This is a genomic window from uncultured Muribaculum sp. (assembly GCF_910583865.1).
Lineage (GTDB): Bacteria > Bacteroidota > Bacteroidia > Bacteroidales > Muribaculaceae > Muribaculum.
Genome location: NZ_CAJTYX010000064.1, coordinates 1 through 8,685, shown reverse-complemented (window position 1 = coordinate 8,685; position 8,685 = coordinate 1). Strand labels below are relative to the sequence as shown.

Annotated in this window: 13 protein-coding genes; 5 read left to right on the top strand and 8 right to left on the bottom strand. The window is 51.9% G+C overall.

Features of this window, described 5'->3' with window-relative positions:
- Window positions 1-748: 748 nt before the first annotated feature.
- Window positions 749-1,159, bottom strand: coding sequence for a cupin domain-containing protein (locus tag QZ303_RS10355; protein ID WP_295732471.1), 411 nt, complete (start codon window positions 1,157-1,159; stop codon window positions 749-751).
- A gap of 145 nt (window positions 1,160-1,304) precedes the next feature.
- On the opposite strand from QZ303_RS10355, the gene QZ303_RS10350 reads away from it, so the two are divergent.
- On the top strand, window positions 1,305-1,673 hold the full coding sequence (locus QZ303_RS10350) for a helix-turn-helix domain-containing protein (RefSeq protein ID WP_295732469.1): 369 nt from the start codon (window positions 1,305-1,307) through the stop codon (window positions 1,671-1,673).
- Here the strand turns inward: QZ303_RS10350 and QZ303_RS10345 are convergent.
- The gene (locus QZ303_RS10345) at window positions 1,664-2,044 is read right to left on the bottom strand and encodes an L-rhamnose mutarotase (RefSeq protein ID WP_295732467.1); all 381 of its coding nucleotides are present in this window, start codon (window positions 2,042-2,044) and stop codon (window positions 1,664-1,666) included. The two genes, QZ303_RS10350 and QZ303_RS10345, sit on opposite strands and share 10 nt — an antisense overlap.
- A 124-nt stretch (window positions 2,045-2,168) precedes the next feature.
- Between QZ303_RS10345 and pyrB the strand changes: the two genes are divergently transcribed.
- The 4 genes from pyrB to glyA all read left to right on the top strand — a co-directional run bounded on the left by pyrB (window position 2,169) and on the right by glyA (window position 5,525).
- Window positions 2,169-3,092: an aspartate carbamoyltransferase gene (pyrB, locus tag QZ303_RS10340; protein WP_295732465.1), complete on the top strand. Its 924-nt coding sequence runs from the start codon at window positions 2,169-2,171 to the stop codon at window positions 3,090-3,092.
- Between the two features lie 28 nt (window positions 3,093-3,120).
- Complete coding sequence (locus QZ303_RS10335) at window positions 3,121-3,579, top strand: aspartate carbamoyltransferase regulatory subunit (protein WP_068961562.1); 459 nt, start codon at window positions 3,121-3,123, stop codon at window positions 3,577-3,579.
- A 13-nt stretch (window positions 3,580-3,592) separates the two neighbouring features.
- Complete coding sequence (locus tag QZ303_RS10330; protein WP_295732461.1) at window positions 3,593-4,165, top strand: flavin reductase family protein; 573 nt, start codon at window positions 3,593-3,595, stop codon at window positions 4,163-4,165.
- A 79-nt stretch (window positions 4,166-4,244) separates the two neighbouring features.
- Window positions 4,245-5,525: a serine hydroxymethyltransferase gene (gene glyA, locus QZ303_RS10325; protein WP_295732459.1), complete on the top strand. Its 1,281-nt coding sequence runs from the start codon at window positions 4,245-4,247 to the stop codon at window positions 5,523-5,525.
- 184 nt (window positions 5,526-5,709) lie between these two features.
- Here glyA and QZ303_RS10320 read toward each other — a convergent pair whose 3' ends face one another.
- The 6 genes from QZ303_RS10320 to QZ303_RS10295 form a co-directional block, all read right to left on the bottom strand.
- Window positions 5,710-6,174 (bottom strand): hypothetical protein, encoded by a 465-nt coding sequence (locus QZ303_RS10320; protein ID WP_295732457.1) that lies wholly within the window; start codon window positions 6,172-6,174, stop codon window positions 5,710-5,712.
- Window positions 6,175-6,185: 11 nt separating this feature from the next.
- Window positions 6,186-6,590, bottom strand: coding sequence for a hypothetical protein (locus QZ303_RS10315; RefSeq protein WP_295732455.1), 405 nt, complete (start codon window positions 6,588-6,590; stop codon window positions 6,186-6,188).
- A gap of 47 nt (window positions 6,591-6,637) precedes the next feature.
- Complete coding sequence (locus tag QZ303_RS10310; RefSeq protein WP_295732453.1) at window positions 6,638-6,904, bottom strand: hypothetical protein; 267 nt, start codon at window positions 6,902-6,904, stop codon at window positions 6,638-6,640.
- Window positions 6,905-7,119: 215 nt separating this feature from the next.
- Window positions 7,120-7,254 carry a hypothetical protein gene (locus tag QZ303_RS10305; protein ID WP_295732451.1) on the bottom strand — a complete coding sequence of 45 codons (135 nt, stop codon included), beginning with the start codon at window positions 7,252-7,254 and terminating at the stop codon, window positions 7,120-7,122.
- Window positions 7,255-7,511: 257 nt separating this feature from the next.
- The gene (locus QZ303_RS10300; RefSeq protein ID WP_295732449.1) at window positions 7,512-8,186 is read right to left on the bottom strand and encodes a hypothetical protein; all 675 of its coding nucleotides are present in this window, start codon (window positions 8,184-8,186) and stop codon (window positions 7,512-7,514) included.
- A 49-nt stretch (window positions 8,187-8,235) separates the two neighbouring features.
- Window positions 8,236-8,610 (bottom strand): hypothetical protein, encoded by a 375-nt coding sequence (locus tag QZ303_RS10295; protein ID WP_295732447.1) that lies wholly within the window; start codon window positions 8,608-8,610, stop codon window positions 8,236-8,238.
- Window positions 8,611-8,685: the final 75 nt, after the last annotated feature.

Genomic DNA, 8,685 nt, shown 5'->3' with positions numbered 1-8,685 from the left:
ATGGAATCGGTCCTATTTTTCAATCGCCCTCTAAAGTTTAGCGGACAGTAATATTCTGGAATAGTATTATTAACGCTCTATAATCAGCTATATAATTATCTTGGAGAGGGGATAATTAATGATAATAGCATGACATATAGCACGAATATTATCCACATGGGAGAGTAACAGACGAAAAATGTCCGTAGAACATGCGGAAGGGATTTCATCCTAACGAGATCTTCATCGGAGAGACTTCTATATAAAGCTATGATTTTATTTCCGAATTTCTGTTTCTTCAAATGGCTGACAAAACAGTATGCGCATCCACGTAATAATATCATCAATATGATGAAATAGGATATCCCCAAAATATGAGGGATCGGCCCTGTTAATCTGGCGTATGTATATAGAATCATAAATGCAACCGGCATCAATGATATGGTTATGAAATTGATTAAAATTGAATATTCGGAATTTAAATCAATTGCTCTTCCTTTGATGTGATTCTCACCTATAAATCGCAACAATAGCCAATCTTTAGCAAGTTTTTTATGAGGATATAACATATTGATCATTGTAGTCGCCGAGGGAGATAGTATGGAGTGGCAATCATTTCGGAGATAGATCATAATTGAGTTAAGTGTTGTGCTGCAAATGTAATGCAATGGCGCATAATAGGCAAATATTGTATTTGAAATGAAACGCTCCATGTGTCCCGTTATATGCGGTCGACACATGGAGCGTTGGTTCTGTGGGTGCCGTGAGTTCAGAGCAGGGATTGCCTTTCGGTGATTTCAGCGTCGGTCATGGTGTAGCCGCCGAGGCTTCCTTCCTTGGCCTGGATGCAGATGTAGCAGAGCGGCTCGGCTGATGTGCAACGGAGGTTGCGGTCGCTGCCGGTAGACACACGGACCACTGAACCTTCGGCGATATCAAACACTTCGTCGTCGACCTGGAATTTGCCCGCGCCCGACAGGATTATGTAGTTCTCCTCGTTGGCTTTGTGGCTGTGAAAGAACGGTACGGCTTCTCCCGTGGGGAGAGTGCCGAATGAGATCTCACAGGATGTCGCGCCGGTGGCGTCTTTCACGAATTGTTTCCCTTCGAATCCATGCAGGCTGCCTATGGAGGCGTGTGCGAACTTGTCGCCTTTGTCCAATACTTTGATTTCGCTCATGATTTTGATGTTTTGAAAAATATAGAGTAACTTTGCGGGAGGAATCCGCTTTCTTTCGGATAGCGCAAAGTTATATCCATAATTCCTGATTTGCAAGACGTTACATAAAGGTAATCCGCTTACTTTCAGGTAACAATCATTGAGAATGAACGCATTGCCTCTTGAAGAAAATTTAAAAAAGTATGCCTGCACGGCATCATGTCCTGTCAGAAACGTCATCTCGCGCTTCTCCGGCAAGTGGGCCATGCTGATACTGTGTGTGCTTGCCGAGAACGAGGCCACACGCTTCAACGCTATCGGCAAGGCTATCCCCGACATCTCTCCCAAGGTGTTGAGCGAGACGTTGAAGAACCTTGAGTCGTGCGGATTGATTGCCCGCAGGATTTATGCGGAAGTCCCTCCCAAGGTGGAGTATTCGCTCAGTCCAGTCGGCCACAGTCTGATGCCGCACGTCAACGCGCTTGTCGGCTGGGCCATGGAGCATTTCGGCGACATCAGCCGGAGTCAGTCGTAGAGGTGGAACATGCGCTCCATCGGTTGCCACTTCTCGGAGGAGGTGGCGCCGGGGTCTGCGCTCTGGAACACCGACATGTAGTCCTCCCACTCCTGCTGGCGCGGAAGGGTGGCCAGGCGTCCCATTGCCGCATCGAGGTCGAGGTCGGCGGGAGTCTCCAATATCATCACAAGCTCCGTGCCCCGGATGTATATCTCCATCTCAAGGATGCCCACCTCCTTTATGCCGTCGACAATCTCCTGCCATATCTTCCCCCGGGAGTGGCGCAGGCGGTATTCGGCTATAAGCTCCGCATTGTCGCGCAGACGTAGCGTCCTGACGTATCTCTTCACCGGCATCCGGTACTCTTTTACTCTGTATCCTTTTTCCATAAGTCAAGTTGTTTCCGCAAAAATAGCCAACAAGCGCGGGCGCGGCAAACGGGCGGCCGGAAAATTTGGCCATGACGTGATATTTCCATAAATTTGCGGTGAGGAAAACCCTATACTTGCAACTATGAATCCCAACAGTTTGGTTAGCATCTCCGACATTGACAAAGAGGAGATTCTGCGCCTCCTGCGCCAGGCCCGCTACTTCGAGAACCATCCCAACCAGCGCATTCTTGAAGGCAAGGTGGTGGCGACGCTCTTTTTCGAGCCGTCGACGCGCACACGCCTCAGTTTCGAGACCGCAGTCAACCGCCTCGGCGGACGAGTGATCGGCTTCTCCGACGCCTCCACGACAAGTTCGTCGAAAGGGGAGACGCTGAAGGACACCATAAAGATGGTAAGCAACTACGCCGATCTCATAGTGATGCGCCATTATCTGGAGGGAGCGGCACGTTATGCCACGGAAGTGACCGACATACCGGTGATCAACGCGGGCGACGGCGCCCACCAGCACCCCTCGCAGACGATGCTCGACCTCTATTCGATCTATAAGACCCAGGGACGCCTCGACGACCTCACCATCACCCTGGTGGGCGACCTCAAATATGGCCGTACCGTACACTCGCTCCTTGAGGCGATGCAGTATTTCAACCCGACATTCAACTTCGTGGCATGCAAGGAGCTGCAGATGCCGGCCGAATACCGTCAGTTCTGCACCGACAAGGGTATGCGCTACGAGGAGAGCACCGACTTCTCGCCCGAGGTGATTGCGTCGAGCGACATAATCTACATGACCCGTGTGCAGCGCGAGCGCTTCACCGACATAATGGAGTATGAGAAGGTGAAAAACCTCTACAACCTCAATGCCGCCATGCTCGAAGGGTCGAAGGAGAACCTGCGGGTGCTCCACCCGCTGCCGCGCGTCAACGAGATAGACCAGGATGTCGACGACAGCCCCAAGGCCTACTATTTCCAGCAGGCCAAGAACGGCCTTTTCGCCCGTCAGGCGATAATCTGCCGCGCCCTTGGCATCGACATTCCGGAAGAATAAACCCTATCACAATCATCACGAACAAGCCATGTCATCAAAGAAAGAACTCGCAGTGGCCGCCCTGCGCAACGGCACGGTCATTGACCGCATACCATCGTCGGTGCTCTTCGAGGCCGTGAGAATCCTCGGCATAGAGCGTCTCGACAAGCATGTGACCATCGGCAACAATCTCGACTCGAAGAAGCTCGGCACAAAGGGGATTATAAAGGTGGCCGACACGTTCTTCCCCGAGGATGTGCTCAACCGCATAGCCCTTATCGCCCCGACGGCGAAAATCAACATAATACGCGACTTCGAGGTGGTAGAGAAGTACCATGTGGAGCTTCCGTCGACCGTGATGGGCATAGTGAAGTGCGACAATCCCAAGTGCATCACCAACAACGAGCCGATGCGCACTCGCTTTGACCTTGTAGATCCGGCACATCGTGTGATACGCTGCTACTATTGCGGACACTCGGTGGCCGCGTCCCACGCGCATATTAAATGAATTCCACCAAGAGATGAAACAGGTCTGGAAACCGGGCAACATGATATATCCCGTGCCTGCCGCGCTCGTCACCTGCGGCTCCACGCCCGAGCGCTACAATATGCTCACCGTGGCATGGACCGGCACGATATGCTCCGAGCCGCCGATGTGCTATATATCGGTGCGCCGCTCGCGCCACAGCTATCCGATAATAACGGAGGATATGGAGTTTACCATCAACCTCACCACCGTCGCCATGGCCCGCGCCACCGACTGGGCCGGGGTGCGCTCCGGAGCGGACTACGACAAGTGGAAGGAGACCGGGCTTACACCCGTCAAGGGTGTCAACGTCGGCTGCCCCTACATCGAGGAGGCACCGGTGAGCATCGAGTGCCGGGTGCGCGACATAATGGCTCTCGGCAGCCACGACATGTTCATCGCCGACGTGGCAGGAGTGATAGTCGACGACAGGTATATCGACAGCGCCACCGGCGCGCTCGACCTTGAGGCCGCAGGCCTGATGGCCTACAACCACGGCGGCTACTACGAGATAGGCCGCTGTCTCGGCCGCTTCGGCTGGTCGGTGAAAGGCACGAAGAAGAAATGACCCCGCCTTCCTGTGAATGTGTGTGATGATTACCCCTATGATTCGATAATAAAAATCCTATAAACCCAATCAACGAAATATGGAAAGAGACAACGCCATCTTCGACATCATCGAGCGCGAACACCAGCGCCAGCGCCACGGCATCGAGCTGATCGCCTCCGAAAACTTCGTAAGCGACCAGGTGATGCAGGCCATGGGCTCGTGCCTTACCAACAAATATGCCGAAGGCTATCCAGGCCACCGCTACTACGGCGGCTGCCAGGTGGTCGACGAGGCTGAGAACATTGCCATCGACCGCATCAAGCGCATCTTCGGCGCCGAGTATGCCAACGTGCAGCCCCACTCGGGCGCACAGGCCAACATGGCCGTTTTCATGGCATGCCTCAAGCCCGGCGACAAGTTCCTCGGTCTCAACCTCTCGCACGGAGGCCACCTTTCACACGGAAGCCCCGTCAACTTCTCCGGCCTGATGTTCCAGGCCCTCGAATACAACGTTAAGGAGGACACCGGACTCGTTGACTACGAGCAGATGGAGGAAGTGGCACGCCGCGAGCGTCCGCGCCTTATCATCGGCGGCGCCAGCGCCTATAGCCGCGAGTGGGACTACGCGCGCATGCGCCGACTGGCCGACGAGATTGGCGCTATCTTCATGGTAGACATGGCACATCCCGCCGGACTCATCGCCGCCGGGCTGCTCGACAACCCTCTGAAGTACGCCCACATCGTCACCTCTACAACCCACAAGACCCTCCGCGGTCCGCGCGGCGGCATCATCCTGCTCGGCAAGGACTTCGACAACCCCTGGGGCAAGACCAATCCCAAGGGTGAGATCCGCAAGATGTCGGCGCTGCTCGACTCCGCAGTGTTCCCCGGCGTGCAGGGCGGCCCGCTTGAGCATGTCATCGCCGCCAAGGCCGTGGCATTCGGCGAGGCTCTCCAGCCGAGCTACCGCGACTACCAGGCACAGGTGAAGAAGAATGCCGCAGTGATGGCCCAGGGACTTATCGACAAGGGCTATAAGATCATTTCCGGCGGCACCGACAACCATTGCATGCTTGTCGACCTGCGCACCAAGTTCCCCGACCTTACCGGCAAGGTGGCCGAGAAGGTGCTCGTGGAGGCCGACATCACCGCCAACAAAAACATGGTGCCCTTCGACAGCCGCTCGCCGTTCCAGACCTCGGGCATCCGCCTCGGCACTCCCGCCATCACCACCCGTGGCGCCAAGGAGGACCTGATGGGCGACATCGTGGAGATGATCGACACTGTGCTCACCCACCACGACGATCCCAAGGTAATCGCCTCCGTCCGCGAGAAAGTCAACTCCGTGATGGAAGGCTACCCCATGTTCGCATACTAAACATCCCCATAGACGATAAACCGGGGGCGTGTCAATGGCGACACGCCCCCGGCTTTTTTATATAGATAATCTCTGAAATGCCTTCCATTATCACGTAGGGATGCACCCCCGGTGCATCCGGTTTTTGGACGGCGATGCACCCGTATTATCGGCGGATGCACCGGGGTGCATCCCTACGGTCGGCCTACCGGGTCTTTACACGGTAAAGCCATAATGCAAGCAGCTCGGCTGCGGCGATGAAGGCGAAGCCGGCTATGGAGTCGGGGAGCCTCCCTTCAAACGCATAGTATGCCACAGGGAATCCCGCTACCACCGGAAGCAGCTGTCCGGCATACTTTATCTTGAAGCTCTCTACTGCAAATTTTTTGGCCGTGGCAGGCGGCAGGTCCTTGTGATTCTCCATAAATACCGCTATATGGGTCAGGTAATCCCGGTGGAAACCTATACCCGCATATGCTCCCATACATATCCACAGGATGCAGAAACCGTAGAAATCTGCCGGCTCGCCAAGGCCCGTGAATATTCTTCCATGCATTACAGGCATGCCTATGAACATGGTCAGATATATGGTCGCTCCCATCGCCGCCGCCCCTATGAGGGCGTATTTCAGTGTCTCCGGGCGCGTGGAGTTGGTGTTGGATGTCGACATAGGCGTAAAAATCAGACGGGATTAATAGATTTTCGTATCAGCTTCTTGCCGATGAGGGCTACGTAGGCGAACGCCGCCGTCCACAGGCACATGCCGGCGACCGCAGGAATCAAAAATTCCTCCTGGCCGAATGCCGAGTAATATCCGGCCATGCAGCCGACGATGAACAGTGTGAACGCCAACAGTTGTGTCATCAGCGGATTGAGACGTCCCACTCCGTTATAGTCGTCCTTGGCGATGTATGTGGAGAGCCATAGCGACAGGATCATGGTCAATCCCCAGAACCATGTGCCATGCTCAAGCCAGCGCACAGCCTCCGGCGCATCAATGCCAAAGCCGCGTATCGTCAGAAGCGCTATTATTATGGCGCCGTTGACGGCAAAGAGTCCCAGAAATGAGAATTTGTATTCTTCCATACGTTTGTGTGTTATAGGTGGATTTATGGTGTTTATGGGGAATGTCGTCAATAGACTATGCGTGCTGTCATTGCGAGTGTTATCCACGACAGCAATACGGCATATTTGAGGGCGTTTCGTCTATGTGGCGGACACCAACGCGTGTCCCAAAGATATAGAAGATACGAGGATAGGCATGCGGCATCAAACCATAACGTAGTGATTCCGTCCCCCTCGGTGATGTCCATGATGATGGAGATAGTGAACAAAATGATGCCCGCGAATGCTACCACTTTGAAACACAAACTGTTGTATATATTTAAGCGTGCTGTCATAAATATATCCTGTTTACGCAAATATACGGATAAGCCGAGCGCAAAAGCAGATTTTATTTGCTTTTGCCGAGCGTGTGTATATAGCGTTTACGCAAATATAGCGAATTTATCGAAAATTACCGATAATTTTTCGGATTTTTTGAAAAATTCCGAAAAAATGTTTTAGATATATGCCTGTAGCATCATCTCGGTCTGATAAATCCAAGTCAGTGACTTCATCCGGGTATGATGGCATGGACTGTGCGCCGAGGGAGAGCCGGAGGCTCGATGGTCTGGGTAGCCCCTGGCGTAGCGTAGCGCAGCCTGGGGAGGGATAGGATGATGGTGGCAAGATAGGTCGGGACGGCCATTACCGTAAGGCTCTAACCCGGAAGCGGAGCCACCGTCATCTGTGTGTTTTCAGATGGCAGTGACTCCGATTAGGGAAATATTTAGCTATTCCGGCATCTTTTGATTAAGATGACATACGCTATTGTGCCAATGATAATCGACATAAGTGAAACCGTTATTTTTGCCACATTACCGGATTTGATCACATCGTATATGGGCCACGACAGGCATATAAGGCTTCCGAAATAGATTATCGAATATTTACTTATCTTTCTCATTAGCAGTGATCAGCAAAACCTATTAATGCACCACAGAATGCTCCGAGTCCTGCTCCGGAAACGGTTCCGACAACAGGTAATGTGACAGTACCAACAGCACTTCCTGCTAAGAAACCTATACCGGCTTCTCCGATAATTCCTGCAAGACACCTTGCGAGAGCTTTTGTTCTAAGAGTTATTTCCTCGGGAGTAATATCTCCTTGTGCCTCAAGTTCAAGAGCATATTGCATAGTGATGAAAGATATGTCAACGGAATTAGTTAGGGCTTCGTACTCTTCTTGGGTTAACTGTATACGATTGTTCTCTACTACGTCAATGTATTTCTCTGAGACATCAAGATAAGTATCTTCAGCATTGACTTTTACGCTTTCAAATTCTTTAAGCGTTTTGGAGACTCCAATGGATGGTTCGTATGTTTCTGCCATTGGGTTGGAGCTCCTAGATCCAGGGCAATTATCGTAGAACTCCTCGATAGTATCAAGAGCGTCCTCAATTGTGGATATGTTATTATCTTTAAGATAGGAAATAATATTATTACATTCTTCGATAGCAGCTGTTTTTTCAGTAGGCATGACTGCTATAGAGGCGGATGTATTATCCGTATCAGCAGAACAACTGGTAAAAGTTGCCATGAGTATAACTCCTAAGATGCCATTAAAGATGAAAGTTTTCATAATTACAAAAATTTTACTGTGAAATCAAATTGGAGATTATTGGTTGAAATTAATTAATTGTGAGGTGGCCGAGGTATTTGCCGCCGTGTGAGGTTGTGAGGAGGATTTCGTAGAGGCCGGGGGTGGTGCCGATGGAGATTGTGGCGGGAGAGAAGGTTAGGAACGTGTGCGAGACGGTGTCGCCGCTATCCATACGGGTGATGGTAGCCTTTGCCTGCCCTTCTGGTGTGGTAAACTCGATGTGCAGATTGCCGGCAAGGTAATAGCACATGGCATTGACTTCCTCCGAGGTGGTGTCCTTCGGACGATTGCGAAGATAGCCCAATTCGACATTTCTCGCATCGGGTGGTTGTTTCTCCTCAGCGAAAACCGGTATCGCTGCCGACAAGAGGAGAATTGTTGTGAATAGAAATTTTGATTTCATGAGTGATTTAGTTTTAGATGAAAATTATTACTGTCCGCTAAACTTTAGAGGGCGATTGAAAAATAGGACCGATTC

Coding starts and splice junctions, on each gene's coding strand:
- QZ303_RS10355 (WP_295732471.1), bottom strand. CDS start 1,159: ATGAGCGAAATCAAAGTATTGGACAAAGGCGACAAGTTCGCACACGCC.
- QZ303_RS10350 (WP_295732469.1), top strand. CDS start 1,305: ATGAACGCATTGCCTCTTGAAGAAAATTTAAAAAAGTATGCCTGCACG.
- QZ303_RS10345 (WP_295732467.1), bottom strand. CDS start 2,044: ATGGAAAAAGGATACAGAGTAAAAGAGTACCGGATGCCGGTGAAGAGA.
- pyrB (WP_295732465.1), top strand. CDS start 2,169: ATGAATCCCAACAGTTTGGTTAGCATCTCCGACATTGACAAAGAGGAG.
- QZ303_RS10335 (WP_068961562.1), top strand. CDS start 3,121: ATGTCATCAAAGAAAGAACTCGCAGTGGCCGCCCTGCGCAACGGCACG.
- QZ303_RS10330 (WP_295732461.1), top strand. CDS start 3,593: ATGAAACAGGTCTGGAAACCGGGCAACATGATATATCCCGTGCCTGCC.
- glyA (WP_295732459.1), top strand. CDS start 4,245: ATGGAAAGAGACAACGCCATCTTCGACATCATCGAGCGCGAACACCAG.
- QZ303_RS10320 (WP_295732457.1), bottom strand. CDS start 6,174: ATGTCGACATCCAACACCAACTCCACGCGCCCGGAGACACTGAAATAC.
- QZ303_RS10315 (WP_295732455.1), bottom strand. CDS start 6,590: ATGGAAGAATACAAATTCTCATTTCTGGGACTCTTTGCCGTCAACGGC.
- QZ303_RS10310 (WP_295732453.1), bottom strand. CDS start 6,904: ATGACAGCACGCTTAAATATATACAACAGTTTGTGTTTCAAAGTGGTA.
- QZ303_RS10305 (WP_295732451.1), bottom strand. CDS start 7,254: ATGGCCGTCCCGACCTATCTTGCCACCATCATCCTATCCCTCCCCAGG.
- QZ303_RS10300 (WP_295732449.1), bottom strand. CDS start 8,186: ATGAAAACTTTCATCTTTAATGGCATCTTAGGAGTTATACTCATGGCA.
- QZ303_RS10295 (WP_295732447.1), bottom strand. CDS start 8,610: ATGAAATCAAAATTTCTATTCACAACAATTCTCCTCTTGTCGGCAGCG.